We start from the raw sequence: 18,603 nt of genomic DNA on the forward strand, positions 1-18,603 counted from the left end.
GTCAGCTCCTCGGTCCGCTCCCGGCGGGGACGCGGGCATCGGCGATCGCCCGACGCAGGGCAGGCGCGACGTCACCCGGCTCGCCACCTCGCCACGCGACGTGCTGATCGGGACGGACGAGCACCAGCGGCGCCTCCCACCTGGCCGTGATCGCAGGAGCCTCGATCGGCACGATCCGGCAGAGCTCCGCGTCCTCGACGAGCAGGTCCCGTACCGCCTGCACCTCGGCGCCTGTCATCGACGCCGCGTCCACGAGCAGCGTGAATCCCGGTCCGAGGACGTCGTACAGCGAGGTGGTGTCGTCGAGCCATCCGTGCGGCAGTAGACAACCGGGAGCGGCCGACGGGACGTAGTCGATCGGATCCGGTGCCGGGGGCGCACTGCCCGCGGGAGTGATGAGCGGCGAGTCTCGGTAGTCGTACCCGAGCACGAGACCCAGCGAGTGGAACTCGGACTTCTTCACCGCGAGCGCCTGCGCGGCGGCACGGCGTGCTTCCTCCCCTCGCGGCCCGGGGTCCCGGAGCGACGGATGGTTCACGTCGTCGGCCAACAGTCGCCCGTTGCGCGCAGCATCGTCGATCGTCCGGCGAGCGACCGGACGACGCTCGATCTCATAACTGTCGAGGAGCTCAGCCCCCGCCCACCCACGGCACACCGCCGCGAGCTTCCAGGCGAGGTTGGCGGCGTCCCCGATGCACGTGTTGAACCCGTGCCCGCCCCACGGCGGGTTGGCGTGGGCGGCGTCGCCGACGAGGAACGTCCGGCCGACGCGGTAGCGGGGGGCGAGCAGCATGCGCGCGGTCCACGGGTCCTCGGCGAGCACCTCGATGTCGACGTCGTCGATGCCCGTGAGCGAGCGGACCAGGTCAGCACTCGGGACTCCCGCGAAGGCGGCACTCTCGGGGTCGTACCCGTGGATGATCACCCACCACAGGTCGTGGCGGTCCATCTGCCCGACCATGCCGGCGTGCTCTCGCCCGATGATCCAGAACTGCACGGCCGGGGGCAGGCTGACACGCTCCGCGAGCTGGGTGGAGCGGAACAGGATCCCGAGGTTCGACTTGCTCGCCGAACTCCCCTCCAGGCGCATGCCGAGGTCGCGCCGCACGGCCGAGGACACCCCGTCGGCTCCGACGAGATAGCGGCAGTACACGGTCCGTTCGGTACCGTCCTCGTCCTGCACCACTGCTGCCGTCAGGTCGTCACGTTCGAGGCTCTCGGTGCGCACGAACTCCACTCCGAGGTGAAGTCGACCTCGTTCGCTGGCCGTCAGTGCTTCTCGCAGCACCTGCTCGACGACCGGTTGTGCCACCTGCTGGCCGCACTCGGGCGCGAGCTCGTAGCGTCCCTCGGCAAGCTGGAAGGCCTCATCGAAACGCAGCACCTCGAAGCCGTCGAGCCCCGTACAGAAGGCGACGCTCTGTGAGTACGCGACCTTGAGGGGAGCCGCCGTCCGGAGCGCGTCCGCGAGTCCGAGGCGGCGCAGGTGGGTCATCGTCCGCGCGTTCGTCGTCTTGGCGCGCGGGTGGAGCCAGTCGAGCTCGACCCGCGGTTCCACGACCGCCACGGACACGCCCCGCTCGGCCAGTTCCGTGGCCAGGAAGAGGCCGCTCGGACCGCCACCGGCGACGAGCACCTCGAGCGGCGACTCGGGGGTGGTCGCGGGAAGGTCGGCGATGCCGTGGTGCAGCGTCACCGGGTGGCTCCTCGAGAGGGCAGAAGGGCCGTCACGACGCCTCCGGCGAGCGCGGTCGCCGCGAACCCGACCGCAGTCGCGACGAGGGGCTGGGACTGCGACACCACCCAGGCGCCGTACGTGGGTCCGACGATCGCTCCGATACGACCGATGCCGAGCGCCCAACCCAGGCCGCTCGCGCGCGCCTCCGTGGGGTAGTGGCGGGCGACGAAGTCGTTGAGGACGTTCTGCGTGCCCAGGCCGCCGAATCCGGCCAGCAGGACGAGGACGACCAGCACGGGGGTCGAGGGGCGCGTGGAGATGGCGAGCAGGGCGCTCGCGGCGACCACGAAGCCCACGAGCACGAGGGGCTTGGGGCCGACACGATCCGCGATAGTGGCGGCGAGCACGGTGCCGACCGCGGCACCGAGGCAGTAGACGAGGAGGAACAGGATCGCCGAGCCCAGCCCGTACCCGGAGGAGTTCATCACCTGCGGCAACCACGTGGTGATGCCGAAGACGGTCAGGAGGCTGAAGAAGGTCGCCGCCCAGATCAACAGCGTGCTCGAACGCTGGCCGCGGGCCAACAAGACGGCCACACCGCCGCCCTGCGCCGCCCCGGGCTGAGCTGCGGGAGCGGGGAGCTGGTACGCCTGGCGGACCTGCTCGGCCTCGGCGACGCGGCCACGGGCCGCCAGGAAGCTCGGCGATTCCGGGAGGAGGACGACCAGCACCGGCACCATGATCACCATGACGGCAGCGACACCGTAGACGGGCCGGAAACCGAAGGAGTCCATCCACTGCGAGGCGAGCAGCGAGGCGAGCACCATGCCGGTCGGCGGGCCGGTGAGCACGATGCCCAGCCTTCGCGATCGGCCTGCCGCCGGGCTGAACTCGCTCGCCAGAGCCACGGCGGTGGGCAGCAGTCCGCCGACGCCGAGGCAGGTGAAGATCCGCGCTGCGACGAACAGCTCCAGGTTGGGCGCGAGGGCGGTGAGACCCATGCCGAGGGAGAAGACGGCCACGCCCGTGATGAAGATCTTCCGCCGACCGAGCCGGTCGGTCATCATCCCGGCGACCAGGGAGCCCACGAGCATGCCGAGCAACGCGAGGCTCGCGATGCGACCGCCGGTGCCCGGGGTCAGGTGGAACGGCTCCTGTCCGATGAGTCCGGGGAGCGTGGCCCCGTAGACCATCAGGTCATAACCGTCAGCAGCCAGGCAGAGCCAGCACAGCAGGAACACGACAGCGCGCGATCGGCGTCCGCCGGTCGGTGCCGTTGCGGCACTCGGCGAAGTACGAGAGAGGGCCATGGGTCGACCTTCCGGGAGAGGAGTGAACCAGGTCACTGTGACTGCTGACACACTTCGGCCGCAGGACCGTTTTCACTCATTGGCACGGTGGGGCGCGACGGGCGAGCGAGGACGGCGTGTTCCGCCGTCAGGACGGCTTGCCGGGCGCCTCGTCCGTGAGCGAAGCCTCGGGAGCGGGGGCGACCTTGCGACGTCCGGAGAGGCTCGCGATGGCGACGCCGACCATCATCACGACGGCACCCGCCCACTCCAGCGCGGTCGGCACCTCCCCCTGGAACACCCACGCCGACGCGATACCCACCGGCGGAACCAGCAGGATGAACGGCACGACGGAACCCGCGGGATGACGGGACAGGAGTCCATTGAAGAGCGTGTAGCCGATCAGGGACGCGCCGATCGCGGTGTACGCGGTGCTCGCCGCGGCGGCCCAACCGAACGCGGCGAGTCCGGCTCGCACGCCGTCCGGCCCCTCCAGGAGCAGGGCGAGTAACAGGCACGGGACCGGCACCACGAGGGCCGACCACACGACGAGCGACAAGCCCGACGCGACCTTGGCCTGGCGGGCGACGACGTTGCCGATCGCCCACGAGGCGGCCGCCCCGACGGTCGCCAGCAGCGGGAGCACCGGCGCGCGCAACCCGTGAGCGAGTGCGACCAGCGCGAGACCGGCGGTGCCGACCACCACGCCGACCAGCTGGCGCCCTGTGGTGCGCTCACCGAGCGCGACCCAGGCCAGCACGATCGTGAAGATGACCTGCGCCTGAAGCACGAGTGACGCCAATCCGGCCGGCATCCCGGTCGCCAGCCCGATGTACAAGAGGCTGAACTGCCCGAGGCTCATGAAGGCGCCCACCGCCACGACAGCTCGCCAGCTGGCTTTCGGCCGCGGTACCAGGAGGATCAGCGGGAAGGCCACGAAGACGAACCGGATCGCGAGGAACAGCAGCGGCGGCACGCCGTCCATGCCCTCGTCGATGACGACGAAGTTCAGTCCCCACAACACAGCGACGATGACGGCGAGCAGCCGATCCTTGACGGGCACGTCCTAACGGTGCCACGTCCCCTCCGTCGCCCACGCCGTGAGTGCGACGTTCAGCAGGCATATCGCCTCATTCCGCCTGCCGAACGTTCCCCCGCGCACTCCGCTGCGCTCCGTGCAGGGCGGCACCCCCCACACTCAGCGCGTACTCAGAGGTGGCGGAACGCCCGCCAGGAGACCAGCGCCGCGCCGAGGGCCACGAGGATCGCGGTCCCGGACGTCAGCTGCACCCCGAGGTCGAAGGCCTGCGTCGCGGACTCGGCCAGCTGCTCGCCGAGCGCGTTCGGGTACCTCGCGGCGTACTCCATCGTGCTGCCGAGCGTCTCGAACGCGTGGGATTTCTCGCCGTACGCGAGTTCGGCCGGAACCGTGAGCTGGGAGCGGTATGTCGCGGTCAAGACACTGCCGAGCACGGCGGTGCCGAGCACCGCACCCACCTCGTATGCCGTCTCCGAGATCGCCGACGCCGCACCGGCTTTGTGCACCGGGACGCTCGCCAGGATGAGGTCGTTCGTCAGCGTCTCGGCCATCCCGATCCCGATGCCCATGATCGCGAACGCGATGAGAACGCTCATGACCGTCGGATGTCCGGTGAACGCGGCGATCGCATAACCGAGCGACGAGGCCAGGAAGCTGCCGCTCACGAGCACCCGGATCGGGAAGCGCTCGACGAGCCGCACGGCGATGAAGCCGAATGCGACCGTGACGAGCAGGCCCGGGAGCAGCACCATCGCGGCGTTCATCGGCGACAGGCCGATGACGAGCTGCAACAGCTGCGACCCGAAGAAGAGGAACCCGGCCAGGCCCATCAGGCTCAGCATGTTCGCGACGATGGCGCCGGTGAAGACGCGGTTGCCGAACAGCGTGACGTCGAGCATCGGGTTCTCGCGCCGGCGCTGGCGCCGGACGAACAACCAGGCCGCGCCGATCGCGAGGCCCAACGACGCGAGAACGACATCGTCGAGGCCGTGCTTGGCGCCGTGCTTGATCGCGAAGACCGCAGGAATCATCGCCAGCATCGAGAGCATGATCGACGGCAGGTCCAGCGGGCCCGGGTTCGGATCGCGCGACTCGGGCAGGAGCACCAGCGCGAGCGGGACGAACAGCACGATGAGCGGCACGTTGATGAGGAAGACCGATCCCCACCAGAAGTGCTCGAGCAGCCAGCCGCCGACGATCGGTCCGAGGGCGGCGCCACCGGAGAACATCGCGGCCCACGTCGCGATGGCGATCCGGCGGTCCCGGGCGTTCACGAAGACGTTGCGGATGATCGAGAGCGTCGACGGCATCAGCGTCGCCCCGAAGAAGCCGAGCAGGCCGCGCGCGACGATGAGCATCTCCGCGCTCTCCGCCCGCGCCGCCACCAGGGACGCGACGCCGAAACCGACCGCACCTGCGACCAGCAGCTTGCGCCGGCCGAGACGGTCGCCGATCGAGCCCATCGCGATGAGCAGGCCGGCGAGCATGAGGGCGTACAGGTCGACGATCCACAGCAGCTGCGTACCCGTGGGCCGAAGATCCCTGCTGATCTCCGGCAGCGCGAAGCTCAAGACCGTGTTGTCGACCGACACCAGAAGGACGGGAATCATCAGCACCGCGAGCGCCAGCCACTCGCGCCGTCCGGCGCGCAGGCGCCCAGTCGTCTCCATCATGGTCATGCGCGCTACTGTACCGTCCAGACGGTACAGTCATCAAACACTTTGGAATATGAGGCTGAACACGTGATCGCCTACACTCAGGGCATGCCGCCCGAGGAGCCCTCCACCCGCGACAGACTTCTCGACGCGTTCGAGACCCTCCTGGTCACCGAGGGCAGCCGCGCCGCGACTCTCGACGCCGTCGCCGCCGAAGCCGGCGTCTCGAAGGGGGGCCTCCTCTACCACTTCCACAGCAAGGACGAGCTGGTCGAGGGGATGCTGGACCGGATGCGGCTCATGGGCGAACGCGACGCCACCGCGATGCGGACGGCCCCGCAAGGCCCGGTCGACTACTACCTCGAGACGTCCGTCGACTCCGGGTCCGCCTTCGATCGCGCGCTCATCGCCGCCGCACGCATCGCCCAGGAGAACGACGAACGTGCCAGCCATGCCCTGGCCGAGCTGCGCGACCAGTGGTTCGCGGTGCTCAGCGACCACCTCGGCGACGAGGCGCTCGCCCGCACGATCCAACTGATCGGCGACGGCCTCTACTTCGACGACACGTCGGGGTTCACCGACCCGCGCGCCCTCGAGCACGTCCGCGACGTGCTCGCGCGGCTCGACCTCTGACTCAGGCCGGCGCCGGTTCCTGCAGGCGCCGACCCGTCAGCCGGCGCAGACCCCACCAGGTCACGCGCAGCATGGCCTCGAGGATGATCGATGCGCTCATCTTGGACACGCCGTGCTCGCGCTCTCGGAAGGCGATCGGCAGCTCGACGATCCGGGCGCCGAGATCCCTGGCCCGCACGGTCATGTCGATCTGGAAGCAGTACCCCTGCGAGTGGATGCCGGCGAGGTCGAAGCGGCGCAACAGATCGGCCGAAAAGGCGCGGAATCCCGCCGTGGCGTCGTGCACGGAGAGTCCGAGCATGACGCGGGCGTAGGCGTTGGCGCCGCGGCTCAGCACCTCACGATGGCGCGGCCAGTCGACGACGCTGCCACCTCGGACCCATCGGGACCCGATCGCCAGGTCGGCTCCGCCACCACGGACGGCGTCGATCAGCGCTTGGAGCCGGTCGGCCGGGTGGGAGCCGTCGGCGTCCATCTCGACGAGAACGCCGTAGCCGCGCTCGAGCCCCCAACCGAACCCGTCGACGTACGCGGTACCGAGCCCGAGCTTGCCCGGCCGGTCGAGCACGTGGACGCGCGGTTCCTCCAGGTCGCGCACCAGCTGCGACGTCCCGTCCGGGCTGGCGTCGTCGACGACGAGCACGTCGGCGTCCGAGGCGGTGAGGATGCGCCGCAACGTGATGACGATGCTGTCGCGCTCGTTGTAGGTCGGCACGATGACCAGAGCCCTCTGGCCGCTCGAACTGCTGTCCACGTCGTCATCCTCCCCTTGATCGACGGTGGGCGCCTCGCGATCCTCGTCACAGCGCGGGGTTCGCGACGTCCCTCCACTGCGAACCCATCGGGTCGACTCGGATGCTACCTGAGCTCCAGGCGGCGAGCTGCCGGTCGAGGTCGTCCACGTCTCGCACGGCGACCGTGAAGTTCACGGCGTTGCCGTACTCGACGGCGACGACGTCGGCAACTTGACGCAGACGGTGTTCGAACGCCCCGGACTCGGCCACGGGCACGGTCACGACGCCGATCGCGAGCTCCTCACGGCGACGGACTCCGGCCTGGTCGAGGACCGCGGCCGTCGCGTCGCCGTAGGCCCGCACCAGGCCGCCCGCGCCGAGGAGGATCCCGCCGAACCAGCGGGTGACGACCACGACGACGTCGCTCAACTCCCGGCCCGTGACGACCTCGAGCATCGGCCGCCCGGCGGTGCCGGCCGGCTCTCCGTCGTCGTTGGAGCGCTGCAGGTCACCGCGTGCGCCGATGACGAACGCGGTGCAGTGATGCCGCGCATCGTGGTAGGCAGCGCGGACGTCCGCGATGAAGGCGCGGGCGTGCTCCTCGGACTCGACCCGGCAGGCCTGCCCGAGGAAACGCGAGCGCTTGATCTCGATCTCGGCGGCGACGGATTCGCCGAGACCGAGGTCGAGCGTGCGGTAGCTGGTCAGCGGCGACGCAGCTTGAGGAAGATCGACGGACCGAAGTCCTTGCGCGCGAGCGGACGCTGAACGGCCTTCTCGATCGTGGTCATGACTCCGATCGGGAGGTACTTCTTCAGCGTCTGGCTCCGCAGGTTGCTGACCGAGAGCTTGTCGGTGAGGACCAGTTCGGCGGCCGCGAGCTGCGTGAGCACCGTGTCGACGTTGTGGTTGACGAACGCGATCGCGTCGGGCTCGTCCGCCGGCGCCGTGCGAATGCTGACCGGCTCGGTCGGCAACGGCTGGCCGAGCTTCTTGTACTTGCGGCGGTTCTTGAAGTGGCCGAGGTTGGCGACCTCGATGATCGCGGTGCCGCCAGGACGCAGGACCCGGGCGATCTCGGCGAACTCCGCCGACGGCTCGGGGATGTGGTGCATGACCCGCACCATGGTGAGGAGGTCGAGCTCGCCGTCGGCGAACTTCAGGTCGTCGGCCTGCATCTGGACCTGAGCGATGTCGGTGCCCTCGAGCAGCTTGGCCGCGGCATCGAGCTGAGTGCGGCTCGGCTCGGCGAGGGTGACGTGGTCGGCGTACTCGCGCAGCAGCAGGGAGAGTCGGCCGAAGCCCCCGCCCACGTCGGCCGCGCGCTCGAAACGCTGGCCGTCGAGCAGCCGGCGGATCGCGATCTCCTCGGCGGCGTGCTCGTAGTCGCGGTTGTCCCAGTACTTCGTGTAGTCGTAGCCGCGGTCGTACTGATCGGCGACCTTCTTGCCCTTGTCACTCACGCCGCCCACCCTACCGGGCACGGCGACGAGTCCGGCGTCAGCGGAAGGTCCGGGGCCCGAACCGCGGCGTGTCCTTCTCCTGGCCTGCACGGCGGGCCTCGCGGGTGTTGGGGGACTTCAGCATCGCCCGCTGCAGGCGACGTTCCAGACGGAACGCGCGGCGGGCCGTGCTGTGCCGCGTCTCGTCGAGCAGCCGTTTGGACGCTGCGACGGAATCGGGCGAGCGCTCCATCAGGGCCTCGATGAGTTCGAGCGCCGCCTTGCCCGGATCCTCGGCCACCTGCGAGGCGATGCCGTACTCGGCTGCCCGCTCGCCGCTGAAGACCTCACCGGTCATCACGAGGCGTTTGGCGAGGTCGGCCGGTACCAACTCGGCGAGCGGCACCGTTCCACTCATGTCCGGGACGAGTCCCCACTTGGCCTCCATCACCGACCACTGGCAGTCCGGGGAGGTGATGCGGAAATCGGCGGCCAGGGCCAACTGGATACCCCCGCCGAACACGTGGCCGCGCGTCACCGCGATGACCGGGACGGGCAACTCGCGCCACACCCACAGCGGCCGCTGGAAGCCGTTGGTTCCCCGCAAGGGGTGAGGGAGGAACCGCTTGAAGACCTCGCGTCGGTTGGTCATGACGCGACCGAAGTCGAGACCTGCGCAGAAGGACGGTCCGCGTCCCTCGAGGATGACCGCCCGCACGGAACGGTCCCGCTCGATGCGCTCGGCCGCCTGCACGAGGCCGTCGAGCATCTCGAAGGTGATGCCGTTGAGCTTGTCCGGGCGGTTCAGCCAGACGCGGGCGATCGGGCCGTCGATCTCGACGTCGACGTGAGGTGCGGTCATGGCGACACCCTAGTCAGGGTGCGAGGGCTCGCGATAGCACCATTTCGACGGCTTCGCGGATGCCGCGGACCGGGGAGGCCTCCTTCGGCCAGCCCGGTCCACCGAGCACGACGAGCGTGTCCTCGTCGACCTTCTCCAGCACCTCGCGCATGGGATCGCGCGGCGGTCGTTGGAGCGAGGCCCACAGGAACAGCACCTGGGGGCGCATCGTCTCCAGCAGGCTGCGCAGGGCCGAGGCGGGCAGGCGAGGTCCGAGTTCGAGGGCCGCGAGCCCGTGCTCGCTGAGTGCGGCCTCGAGCGCGATCACGGGCAACGCGTGTTGGTCCTCCTCGGCGCTGGCCAGCACGACCGTCGCGGGGCGAGCGAGGTCGGGCAGCGACTGGCGTCGGGCGTGAGCTCGCAGCGCGGAGGACAGCACCGAGCTCGCGAGATGCTCGCCTTCGACACCGAGGTGGCCCTCAGCCCACTGCTCGCCGATCGTGATGAGGGCGGGCACGAAGACGTGCTCCCATGCCTCGACCGTGCTCAGGTCCCGCAACGCGATGGTGGCAACCCGCGCGAGCTCGCGCCCGTCGAACCGATGCGTGGCCTGGACGAACTCGTTCACGGTGTCGTCGTGGTGGTGGGGCCCGCCGGTCACTTCGCTGGACACGTCGGTCGGCGAGTGATCACCGGCGAGCTGTTTGGCGACCTGCGCGGCCTCCTGCGCAGGCACGCCGCGGGCCAGCAGCCGCCGCATCAGGTCGACGCGGTCGATGTCCAGCGAGGAGTAGCGGCGGTGGCCTCCGCTGGTGCGCAGCGTCGGGCCCAGGCCGTAGCGACGATCCCACGTGCGCAAGGTTGATGCGGAAGTTTGGAGACGTTCTGCAACAGTTCCAACGCTCCAGGTGACCTCGCCCGAACGACGCCAGGGCGCGTCGTTTTGGGCGGAATCCGAGGAAGCCACTGGTCCGTTCTCCGCCTTCATCTCGTCATGTCCCGTTGAGAACTTGTTCACCGACTTGCTCTTGTGAACAAGTTCTGAGTAAGTTTATCGTCATTGCATCGTACTCGGGGTTGAACAGCCAGCCGCGACGTCGGATCAGAACTTTCTCGTGGAAGGCCTGCAGCATGGTGAACATCAAGCGACTCCCGTCCCCGATCCTCGAGTCCTACGAGTGGCAGTGGGACGGCGCCTGCATGGGCGTCGACTCCTCCGTGTTCTTCTCGCCGGAGGCTGAGCGTGGAGCCAAGCGCCAGCGCCGTGAAGAGGCCGCCAAGGCCCTCTGCGCGACCTGCCCGGTGATCGAACAGTGCCGCGAGCACGCCCTGCGGGTGCAGGAGCCCTACGGAGTGTGGGGCGGCCTGACCGAATCCGAGCGCGCCAAGCTCCTCGAGCAGCGCGTCGCCAGCTGAACTGGGGGGATCTCATGACTTTGGAGGGCAAGAACATCGCCGTGATGACGTCGCAGACCGGCGTGGAGAAGGTCGAACTGACCTCGCCGTGCGACGCGATCATCGCTGCTGGCGGGACGCCGGTCCACGCGGCGCCGCAGCGCGACGAGGTGCAGTCCATGGTCGGCGATGTCGACAAGGACCAGGTGTTCACACCTGACATGACCATCGAGGATATCGAGGTCGATCAGTTCGACGCCCTCGTGATCCCCGGCGGAACCGTGAACGGCGACAACTTGCGCCTCGACGACAAGGCGCTGGACGTCGTCCGAGCCTTCGCGGCGGCGGGAAAGCCGATCGCCGCGATCTGTCACGGGCCCTGGGCTCTCGTCGAGTCGGGTGTGGCCAAGGGGGCCACGCTCACCTCGTACCCGAGTCTGCGGACCGACATCACCAACGCCGGGGGCACGTGGGTGGACGAGCAGGTCAGCCACGACACGTCCCAGGGGTTCGACCTCATCACGTCGCGCAACCCCGACGACCTCGACGCCTTCAACGCGAAACTTGTTCAGGTGGTGAGTTCGCGATGACCCCCGCCTCCCGCACCGCGGCGACGAAGTCCAGCAAGTCGGCCAAGATCCTGTACCAGCCGGTCGGGTTGGTCAGTTCGATCATCGCCGGCCTCGTGGCCAGCGCGGTGTTCAAGCAAGTCTGGAAACGCGTCAGTCCCAACACCGAAGGCGACCCGCCCACACCGCTGCAGTCGGAGTTCCCGTTCAAGGAGATCCTCCTCGCCGCTGTCATCCAGGGCGCGATCTTCTCGGGCGTGCGAGCCATCGTGCAGCGCCAGGGCGCCCGCGCCTTCGCCAAGGCCACCGGCGAGTGGCCGGGCAAGTAGACCCCAACAGAAGGAGAACAACCCCATGGGTTTGATCGGATTTCTCATCGTCGGCTTGATCGCCGGTTTCATCGCTCGCGCCGTGGTCCCCGGTGACGACAGCATGGGCATCCTCGGGACGCTCGTCCTGGGCATCGTCGGCTCGTTCGTCGGCGGCCTGCTCGGCTCGCTGCTGACCGGGGACGGGATCGACTTCAGCGCCGCAGGGATCATCGGCTCGATCATCGGCGCCATCATCGCCCTCATCGCGTACAACGCGATCTCGGGACGCAAGCGCGTCTGATCCACGCACGTCGAGGGGCCGTCCGAATACGCTTCGGACGGCCCCTCGTCATGTGCGGGGAGGGCACGGCGTCAGGCCCGGTCGTTGCCGCCCATCCGTTGAGCCAGTTCCCGAACGCCGTCCCCCGTCAGCTCATCCAGATAGGCAGTGCGGCCGGCCATGGCCATGACGAGGGCGATCAGCGGCCCTTCGGCGGCCGGGCCTGAGCCGTGGCGGAAGTCGGCGTCGGTCGCCACGAGCGTGAGCCCTTGCACGAGAGACTTGCTGTTCACCGCGAAGTCGCGGGTCGCGAAGAACCGCGCCACGGCGAGCAGTCCGCCGGTGTCGACACGATGGGCGAGTCCGAGCGGACGGCGGATGTCCTCGGCGTGGACGATCAGCTCGCCGAGACCTCCGGGGCTGTTCGCCAGCGGGAGTGCGATGGTGCCCGCGGCCCTGAACCGGTCGAGTGTCTGCTGCGGAGTCGCTCCGCGAAACGACTCCACGAGACGTCGATTGTGCACGTCCGCATCGAAACGGGCGCGGATCATGCTGCGCATCCAGGCCGCCATGCTGGTGCCGGCCGCCGCCGTCAGATGCGCGACGACCTCTTCGACATCCCATGCCGAGCACAGCGTGGGTGTGCGCCACTGCTCCGGCCGGAGTTCCTGAAGCTGAGCGACGAGTGCTGCCCGCTCGCGGTCCTGAATGTCGGAGAGTCGCTCGGCCACGGTGAGGAGACTAGCGCCGGGCCACCCGGATCGGCGCGAGCGAATTGCGGCGGCGCAGCGTGAGCGCGCGGCGACTCAGCAGAGCGGGACGTCGGCGGAACGGCGCTCGGCCGGCGGTGCGACCGGTTCGGGAGCGGCGGCGTCCTGCTGTGGATCGTCCGGTGCGGCGGGTGATTCCTCGTCGGGCGACTCAGCTGCGGCGTCCGGGGAGACGTCGTCGCGCAGCGCGGCGAACAGCTCCCGCGCCTCGTCCGTCATCTCCACACGGTTGGGGTCGAAGGACGCCGGCTGCCATGGCATGACCTGGAAGGTGATCGCGGACAACGGGACGGAAGCGACGCGCGAGGCGAGCGACACCAGCTCGCCGGGACTGCCGAGGGCGTCGTCCACGGTGAGTGACGACGTCACCGCGTTGAGGAAGCGCACCAGCCGGTCCGGGCGAGTCAGCAGACCCTCGCTCGTGGCCTGTTGGGCGATGGCGGACATGACTCGTTGCTGATTCTCCATGCGCGCGATATCCGAACCGTCGCCGAACGCGTGCCGGGTGCGCGCCAGCGCCAGCGCCTGCTCTCCGTTGAGCTTCTGAGGGCCGGCGGGCAGGTCGGCCATCGACCACTGGTCGCGCACCGGCTCGTCGAGACACACGTCGATGCCGCCGAGCGCGTCGACCATCTGCTCGAATCCGTCGAAATCGAGGACGACGAGATGATGGATCGGCACCCCCGTCACCGCCTCGACCGCACGGTGGGCGCACGACGGACCGAAGTCGAAGGTCGCGTTGATCATCAGCATCCCGCCAGGCCAGCCGGCGTCCTCACAGGCGGGGACTTCCATCATGAGGTCGCGCGGGATCTGGACGGCATCGATCCGGTCGTTCTGCGCTGAGAGGTGGGCGAGCACCATCGAGTCGCTGCGCCCCGTGCCGTCGTCGTCGCCGTACCGACCGCCCCCGGCCGATCGCGCGTCGGACCCGATGAGCAGCACGTTGAGGGGCCCGTCGGGCTCGCTCGCCTGGATCGTCTCGACCTCGACGGTACTGACGTTGTTGAGCATCCGGAGCACCACGGCGGCGACGAGGAGCGCCGGCAGCACGACGGCGGTGATCGCGCCGACGACCAGGCGACGACGTCGCCGCGGCCGAATGACGTGCCGGCCCCGTGGACTCATGCTCTCCCTCGCCATGGTCAGATGGATGGGACGTCCACCGTAAGGCAACGAGACAACAGCCGGCGTACGCGGTGGCGGAGGAGGGAACGATGATCCGTCAGATCGGTGCGACCGAACTCCTGCTGGTCGCCGCCGTGGCCGTCCTGATGTTCGGCGGCGCGAAACTCCCGGACCTCGCCCGGCAGAGCGGCCGCGCATTGCGGATCTTCAAGGCAGAGATGCGGGCCGCGGACGAGGACGAAGCCCGCCGTCGGCAGGACGACTGACGCGCTTCGAAGGTCGAGGACGGGCCCGCCCGTGCCTTCGGAGCGGGTCGAGGAAGCGACCGCTCACCCCGGAGCTTCGGGCTCGTGGATCGCGAAGAGGGCACTCCGGCCGCCAGCAAGGGCTACAGTCGCCCTAGGAGGCGCCATGCGGAACGACCATCGCGATCACGTACAGCCGGGCTCGGACCTGGACATCGCCATCAACCGAGCGCTCGTGGAAGCCGAGCTCCGACCTCGCGAGTCCCTCGCCCCCCAGACCGCTCTCGTCGTGGAGGTGGCGGAGCCCTTCGCCGTCGACGTCGGGGGCGGCGCCGGAGCACTCGACGACGGTGACTGACGCGGCGCCACACGCGACCTCGCTGATTCACCACGACAACGGACGTCCGGACGCGCGCCGACTGGGCCCGCCGAGTGGTGCGGTCGTCAGCGTCGGTAGTGCTCGAGGAAGCGCCCGACCACGCCGGAGGCGAACTCCAGCACGCGTTCCTCCCCCGCGCCCGCGGCGTTGAGCAGCGCGGCGTCGACGAGGTGCGCGATCAGGTCGACGTCGTCCACGTGCTCGAACCCGGACCGGTCGAGGACGACACGCAGTGCCGCCAGCAGGCGCGGTCGCGAGTCACGCATGATCGGCGCGAGCGCCGGGTCGCGAAGCGCCGAGAGCATCGGGTCGAGACGTGCGGTCACCACGCGCTCGTCCACGTGCGGCGCGAAGAACGTCTCGATCAACTCGCGCGCGGTGTCGTCCGCAGAACGTCGCCGCACCGGCAGCCCCTCGGCACGGTTCATGGCCGAGCCGGCCCGTAGATCCTCAGCGGCTCGCACCGCGGTGGCCACGAGACTCGAGCGGGTGGGGAAGTAATAGGAGGCGGAGCCCTGCGGAACGCCGGCCGCGTCGGCGACCCGGCGGTGCGTGATCGCTTCGAACCCCTCGTCGATCAACAGGACGGCGGCCGCCTCGATCATCCGCCGCTGCTTGTCCGCTCCCCTGCCTTGAACCATGGCTCGCTCGCCGTACTGACCCTCACGGCTGAGCTCCTCACGCACCTCGACATGGTAACCGGGGCGCGCCGCGGGAATAACTCATCCGCGCGTATGGTTTCTCCGAATGCGCCGGCAATCCGGCGCCACAGACAAGGAGATGATCACCATGAGCGCCTTGGCACACGAAGGCCTCGTCATCGATTGGGCCCAGATGCCCACGTACAACACGGTCATGTCGGTCGCCGTCGGCGCCGGCCTGATCCTTCTGGTCTGGCTGGGTCGCGAGCTGATCCGCACTCCGCACGAGGTCGTTCCCGAGGGCTGGGCGCTCGCGTTCGGCGTCCTCGGTTTCATCCTCACCACCACGGGTCTTCACATGACCCTCACGTGGCCACTCGCCGCGGGCGGTTTCCCGTTCGACAACATCATCTTCGGTGAGACCTCTCTCGCGTTCGGTGTGCTGCTCCTCGCCGCGTCACTGTACGTGTGGTTCCGCGGCAGGACCGTGCTCACCGCTGAGGGCGGCCTCGAGCACCTGCGCCAGGTGGCGCGGCCGGTCTCGGTCTTCGTGCTCGGCATGGGCCTCGGCCTGATCGGCATCGCCGTCGCGGGCGTGAAGTACCAGCTCTTCGCCGCGCCGCCGGAGGAGCCGATCTCCGGCGCGTTCGCCGAATGGCCGCTCGTCGAGGCGATCTTCATGTCCGGCCTCATCGCGCTGGTCGGCGTCGGCGCCGTCCTGTTCCCCTTCGCGCTGCGAGCCGTCCGCTCCGGGCTGTGGAAGGTCATCGGCTGCGCGTGGGGCATCACCGGCGTCGCGTTCCTGCTCTTCGGCGCGATGAACTTCTTCACCCACATCGGTCTCATCGTCAACACGATGGGCTGACCACGCGGGGTGAACGCCTCGTGAACGTTCGCCCGTGCCGATCCTCGTCCGTGCCTCACCGCGTCCGGCTCCACTAGCCTCGGGACGTGGTGAGGCACGACGCGCATGAGGGGCACCCGCTCGCCCGTCGCCTCGGCACCGGCCAGGCCGTGGTGCTGGGCCTCGCCGCCATGCTGGGCGCCGGGGTCTTCACGGTGTTCGCGCCGGCAGCGGCAGCGGCAGGCAGCTGGCTGCTGCTCGGGCTCGCCGTCGCCGCGGTGGTGGCGATCGCGAACGCGACGTCCTCCGCCCAGCTCGCCGCCCAGTACCCCGAGTCGGGCGGCACCTACCTCTACGGTCGTGAACGGCTGGGGGAGTGGTGGGGGTTCCTCGCGGGCTGGTCGTTCGTCATCGGCAAGACCGCCAGCTGCGCCGCCATGGCGCTGACCGTCGCGCATTACGCGGCGCCCGAGCCTTATCGCACGGCAGCCGCGGTCGTGGCCGTGCTGACGATGACGACCGCGAACTACTTCGGCGTCACCCGGACCGCGGCGGTCGCGCGGGTCGGCGTGGGGATCGTGCTGATCTCGCTCGCGACGCTCGCCGTCGCGGCGTTCTCGTCGCCGTCCGCCCCCGAAGCGAGCACCACGAGGTTCGACGCCTACGGCGTGCTTCAGGCGGCCGGGCTGTTGTTCTTCGCCTTCGCCGGGTACGCCCGGCTCGCGACGATGGGTGAAGAGGTCAGGGAACCGTCTCGCACCATTCCGCGTGCCATCAGCATTTCTCTCGCGGGCGCCCTCGCCACCTACGTGGTGGTGGCACTCGCCGCACTCCACGTGCTCGGACCGGCGGGCCTGGCCGCCTCCGACTCGCCCCTCGCCGACGCGGCGGCGGCGTCGAGGTGGAGTGAGATCGAGCCCCTCGTCCGGCTCGGTGCTCTCGCGGGAGCCCTCGGGGCGTTGCTCGCGCTCATGGCCGGGATCGGCCGCACCAGTCTGGCGATGGCCCGTCGAGACGACCTGCCGCGCTGGCTCGCCGCCGTCCACCCGAGATACCGCGTCCCGCATCGGGCGGAGCTGGTCCTGGCGGTCGCGGTGATCGCGATCGTCGTCGTCGCGGACGTTCGGGGAGCGATCGGCTTCTCGTCCTTCGGCGTTCTCCTCTATTACGCGGTGGCGAACACCGCCGCGTACACGCAGGGAGGCCGGTGGCGGCGCTACCCGCACGCTCTTCAGCTCGTCGGCCTCGTCGGGTGCCTGGTACTGGTCGCGACCCTGCCACCGGAGTCGATCGGCGCCGGCCTCGTGGTGCTGGCCGTCGGCGCGCTCTATCGTCTCCTGAAACGGCGCCTTCGCCGTTCGCGCTGACCGGGCGAGGTGAGCGGCGGTACGACAGCGGTCGTCGGTTCCGTCTCGATCGCGCCCAGGCAGCGGCGTAGCGACAGCACGAGAGCAGCGCCCGGAATCCAGGTCGTGTCGCCGCGGTCGCGCTGCACGGTGTCTTCGAGTTCATCGACGCGCGACTCCAGGTCCCGACGATCCTCCTCCGCGATGTCCTCGTCGGCCCCGATCGAACGGACGACCGTGGCGAGGCGACGCAGCACTTCAGCCACCGACTTCGACAGGTCACTGCCGCGCTCCAGCCACGGGCGGGAGGACGACTGCACCTCGGCGAGCATGAAGACGACGTTCTCGACCACGGCGCCGACCCGCACCACGACGTCGGCTTGGACCCGGTGCCGCTCGACCTGGTGCTGGTAGCGCCGAGCGCGGAGGTTGCCGATGGTCGACTCGTCGAGGGCGTCGATGGTCGTTCTCAGCCGCTGCAGGTCCGGAATGATCTCCCGGGCGATCGTCCCGCCGTCGTCGTCCTCGCTCGCCTCGGAACACAACGCCGTGGCGACGTCGTCCAACTGCCCGGCGATCTCGTCGCTCGTCGCCCACAGCCGCCGCTTGGCCAGGGTCAACGGCATCGGCGGCAGGGCAAGGGTCAGGACCACGCCGATCACGGCACCCACCGAGACCTGGGCGACCATTCCCGACACGAAATCGGTGGGGTCGACCCTGCCGAGGACGTACGTGAACAACGCGCCCGTCATCACCCACGAACGCTCGTCGCCGAGCACGTCCCATGCGGAGGCGACGACCGCGAGGAAGACGATGATCGAGACCCCGATCGGCCCGGGGACCGGGACGAACTCGATGGCCACGCCGAGGACGGCACCGAGTAGCAGCGCCCCGAACAGCTGGACACTGCGGCGGATGGAGTTGGCGAGCGTCGGATTGATGGCCAGCACGGCGCCCAGCGGCGCGTAGTAGGCGTAATCGCCTACCGGCGAGGGCAGCTGGTTGCCGAGCACCCAGGCGACACCGGCGGCCACCGCCGAGAGCACCGCGATGTGCAGACGGGAGCCCAGCAGCGGATCAGAACTCGGCTCGTGACGCAGCCGAAGTCGGACGCGGGGCATGTCCTCAGCATGGCGGACACAGCGGCGGCGCGCCGTGGCCCCGAACGCTGTGACACGCGGTTACGCAGGGCTCACACGGTGAATTCGTGACACCGACCTGCCCCGGAACGACGAAAGCCGGCCCAGTGGACCGGCTCGTCGGGTGGGGGTTTCACACAACCCGCTGACCTGCGGATCTGCTGTGGTCGGGATCGATTTTGTACAGCTCCGACCCCGATTTTTGTACACCTCGGGTTCCTGTGAGCCGAACGTGCAGTTCTGCA

General features: G+C 69.4%; 22 protein-coding genes. 9 read left to right on the forward strand and 13 right to left on the reverse strand.

All coding sequences use genetic code 11. The annotated features are described in order from the left end of the window. Position 1 precedes the first annotated feature (1 nt). The 4 genes from EHW97_RS04995 to EHW97_RS05010 all read right to left on the reverse strand — a co-directional run bounded on the left by EHW97_RS04995 (position 2) and on the right by EHW97_RS05010 (position 5,685). Positions 2 to 1,696 (reverse strand): FAD-dependent monooxygenase, encoded by a 1,695-nt coding sequence (locus tag EHW97_RS04995; protein ID WP_208001893.1) that lies wholly within the window; start codon positions 1,694 to 1,696, stop codon positions 2 to 4. Then, positions 1,693 to 2,988, reverse strand: a complete 1,296-nt coding sequence (locus EHW97_RS05000) for an MFS transporter (protein WP_124236061.1) — start codon at positions 2,986 to 2,988, stop codon at positions 1,693 to 1,695. Before EHW97_RS05000 ends, EHW97_RS04995 begins: the two co-directional genes overlap by 4 nt. 127 nt (positions 2,989 to 3,115) lie before the next feature. Then, on the reverse strand, positions 3,116 to 4,030 hold the full coding sequence (locus EHW97_RS05005) for an EamA family transporter (protein ID WP_243696306.1): 915 nt from the start codon (positions 4,028 to 4,030) through the stop codon (positions 3,116 to 3,118). A 146-nt stretch (positions 4,031 to 4,176) separates the two neighbouring features. Further along, entirely contained in the window at positions 4,177 to 5,685 is a 1,509-nt protein-coding gene (locus EHW97_RS05010) for an MFS transporter (protein WP_208001894.1), read from the reverse strand. Positions 5,686 to 5,748: 63 nt separating this feature from the next. Between EHW97_RS05010 and EHW97_RS05015 the strand changes: the two genes are divergently transcribed. After that, complete coding sequence (locus EHW97_RS05015; RefSeq protein ID WP_243696307.1) at positions 5,749 to 6,294, forward strand: TetR/AcrR family transcriptional regulator; 546 nt, start codon at positions 5,749 to 5,751, stop codon at positions 6,292 to 6,294. A 1-nt stretch (position 6,295) separates the two neighbouring features. Here EHW97_RS05015 and EHW97_RS05020 read toward each other — a convergent pair whose 3' ends face one another. Genes EHW97_RS05020 through EHW97_RS05040 form a run of 5 tightly spaced genes read right to left on the reverse strand, consistent with a single transcriptional unit; the run spans position 6,296 to position 10,299 of the window. Continuing rightward, positions 6,296 to 7,048, reverse strand: coding sequence for a polyprenol monophosphomannose synthase (locus EHW97_RS05020; protein WP_124236062.1), 753 nt, complete (start codon positions 7,046 to 7,048; stop codon positions 6,296 to 6,298). A 46-nt stretch (positions 7,049 to 7,094) separates the two neighbouring features. Then, complete coding sequence (locus EHW97_RS05025) at positions 7,095 to 7,736, reverse strand: IMPACT family protein (protein WP_124236063.1); 642 nt, start codon at positions 7,734 to 7,736, stop codon at positions 7,095 to 7,097. Beyond that, positions 7,733 to 8,491, reverse strand: a complete 759-nt coding sequence (locus EHW97_RS05030) for a class I SAM-dependent methyltransferase (RefSeq protein WP_166367390.1) — start codon at positions 8,489 to 8,491, stop codon at positions 7,733 to 7,735. The genes EHW97_RS05025 and EHW97_RS05030 overlap by 4 nt, the downstream gene beginning before the upstream one ends. Positions 8,492 to 8,528: 37 nt before the next feature. After that, positions 8,529 to 9,332, reverse strand: a complete 804-nt coding sequence (locus tag EHW97_RS05035; protein ID WP_124236065.1) for a crotonase/enoyl-CoA hydratase family protein — start codon at positions 9,330 to 9,332, stop codon at positions 8,529 to 8,531. 13 nt (positions 9,333 to 9,345) lie between these two features. After that, positions 9,346 to 10,299, reverse strand: a complete 954-nt coding sequence (locus tag EHW97_RS05040) for a MerR family transcriptional regulator (RefSeq protein WP_279432301.1) — start codon at positions 10,297 to 10,299, stop codon at positions 9,346 to 9,348. A 143-nt stretch (positions 10,300 to 10,442) separates the two neighbouring features. On the opposite strand from EHW97_RS05040, the gene EHW97_RS05045 reads away from it, so the two are divergent. Genes EHW97_RS05045 through EHW97_RS05060 form a run of 4 tightly spaced genes read left to right on the forward strand, consistent with a single transcriptional unit; the run spans position 10,443 to position 11,887 of the window. After that, on the forward strand, positions 10,443 to 10,727 hold the full coding sequence (locus EHW97_RS05045; RefSeq protein WP_121792728.1) for a WhiB family transcriptional regulator: 285 nt from the start codon (positions 10,443 to 10,445) through the stop codon (positions 10,725 to 10,727). A 14-nt stretch (positions 10,728 to 10,741) separates the two neighbouring features. Then, positions 10,742 to 11,296, forward strand: a complete 555-nt coding sequence (locus EHW97_RS05050; RefSeq protein WP_124236067.1) for a type 1 glutamine amidotransferase domain-containing protein — start codon at positions 10,742 to 10,744, stop codon at positions 11,294 to 11,296. Beyond that, positions 11,293 to 11,604: a DUF4235 domain-containing protein gene (locus tag EHW97_RS05055; protein WP_124236068.1), complete on the forward strand. Its 312-nt coding sequence runs from the start codon at positions 11,293 to 11,295 to the stop codon at positions 11,602 to 11,604. The genes EHW97_RS05050 and EHW97_RS05055 overlap by 4 nt, the downstream gene beginning before the upstream one ends. Before the next feature lie 25 nt (positions 11,605 to 11,629). Further along, positions 11,630 to 11,887, forward strand: coding sequence for a GlsB/YeaQ/YmgE family stress response membrane protein (locus tag EHW97_RS05060; RefSeq protein ID WP_124236069.1), 258 nt, complete (start codon positions 11,630 to 11,632; stop codon positions 11,885 to 11,887). A gap of 71 nt (positions 11,888 to 11,958) precedes the next feature. Here EHW97_RS05060 and EHW97_RS05065 read toward each other — a convergent pair whose 3' ends face one another. After that, the gene (locus EHW97_RS05065) at positions 11,959 to 12,597 is read right to left on the reverse strand and encodes a maleylpyruvate isomerase family mycothiol-dependent enzyme (protein ID WP_124236070.1); all 639 of its coding nucleotides are present in this window, start codon (positions 12,595 to 12,597) and stop codon (positions 11,959 to 11,961) included. Positions 12,598 to 12,672: 75 nt separating this feature from the next. Continuing rightward, complete coding sequence (locus tag EHW97_RS05070; RefSeq protein ID WP_208001895.1) at positions 12,673 to 13,764, reverse strand: LCP family protein; 1,092 nt, start codon at positions 13,762 to 13,764, stop codon at positions 12,673 to 12,675. An 89-nt stretch (positions 13,765 to 13,853) separates the two neighbouring features. On the opposite strand from EHW97_RS05070, the gene EHW97_RS05075 reads away from it, so the two are divergent. Together EHW97_RS05075 and EHW97_RS05080 are read left to right on the forward strand one after the other, a co-directional pair. Then, positions 13,854 to 14,030, forward strand: a complete 177-nt coding sequence (locus EHW97_RS05075) for a twin-arginine translocase TatA/TatE family subunit (RefSeq protein WP_124236072.1) — start codon at positions 13,854 to 13,856, stop codon at positions 14,028 to 14,030. Positions 14,031 to 14,175: 145 nt separating this feature from the next. Next, complete coding sequence (locus EHW97_RS05080) at positions 14,176 to 14,367, forward strand: hypothetical protein (protein ID WP_121795625.1); 192 nt, start codon at positions 14,176 to 14,178, stop codon at positions 14,365 to 14,367. An 86-nt stretch (positions 14,368 to 14,453) separates the two neighbouring features. On the opposite strand, the gene EHW97_RS05085 is transcribed toward EHW97_RS05080, so the two are convergent. After that, the gene (locus tag EHW97_RS05085; RefSeq protein ID WP_124236073.1) at positions 14,454 to 15,074 is read right to left on the reverse strand and encodes a TetR/AcrR family transcriptional regulator; all 621 of its coding nucleotides are present in this window, start codon (positions 15,072 to 15,074) and stop codon (positions 14,454 to 14,456) included. Positions 15,075 to 15,177: 103 nt separating this feature from the next. Between EHW97_RS05085 and EHW97_RS05090 the strand changes: the two genes are divergently transcribed. After that, complete coding sequence (locus EHW97_RS05090) at positions 15,178 to 15,894, forward strand: DUF981 domain-containing protein (protein ID WP_124236074.1); 717 nt, start codon at positions 15,178 to 15,180, stop codon at positions 15,892 to 15,894. 86 nt (positions 15,895 to 15,980) lie between these two features. Further along, positions 15,981 to 17,240, forward strand: coding sequence for an APC family permease (locus EHW97_RS05095; protein WP_243696309.1), 1,260 nt, complete (start codon positions 15,981 to 15,983; stop codon positions 17,238 to 17,240). On the opposite strand, the gene EHW97_RS05100 is transcribed toward EHW97_RS05095, so the two are convergent. Beyond that, on the reverse strand, positions 17,201 to 18,340 hold the full coding sequence (locus tag EHW97_RS05100; RefSeq protein ID WP_124236075.1) for an FUSC family protein: 1,140 nt from the start codon (positions 18,338 to 18,340) through the stop codon (positions 17,201 to 17,203). The genes EHW97_RS05095 and EHW97_RS05100 overlap by 40 nt on opposite strands. Between the last annotated feature and the right edge of the window lie 263 nt (positions 18,341 to 18,603).

The organism is Aeromicrobium camelliae, assembly GCF_003850045.1.
Taxonomy (GTDB): domain Bacteria; phylum Actinomycetota; class Actinomycetes; order Propionibacteriales; family Nocardioidaceae; genus Aeromicrobium; species Aeromicrobium camelliae.